A 395-nucleotide genomic window follows, 5' to 3' on the forward strand; every position below is an offset into this window, starting at 1 on the left:
ATCAGAAGAAAAATGGCTATATGTGCATGGACGTAAAGAGTGGGAAAGTTACTACGCTAGAGAAAATCTCGAACGCCAAAAATCATTCTTTGATTTTTACCTTAAAGAAGAAAATAACGATTGGAAAGATACGCCTCATGTCATATATGAAGTTAGAGATCAATTTTATAAAGGCGAATTCAAATCAGCGTCAGCGTTCCCTTTACCTAACACAGAATATACACCATTGTATTTAAATGCTGAAAATCACACATTGAATCATGCAAAGATTAGTAGCGCGTATGTCGCACAATATGACTCTGAAGATAAACGACAAGATGTAAGTTTTAAATATACGTTTGACAAAGATACTGAGTTAGTTGGAAACATGAACTTAAAACTATGGGTAAGCACTA

General features: G+C 34.2%; 1 protein-coding gene. It reads left to right on the top strand.

What is annotated here, in order from left to right; translation table 11 throughout:
• On the top strand, positions 1–395 hold a 395-nt coding region (locus tag IDG60_RS02855; protein ID WP_274611432.1), incomplete at both ends, for a CocE/NonD family hydrolase C-terminal non-catalytic domain-containing protein.

Source organism: Staphylococcus sp. EG-SA-2 (assembly GCF_017152085.1).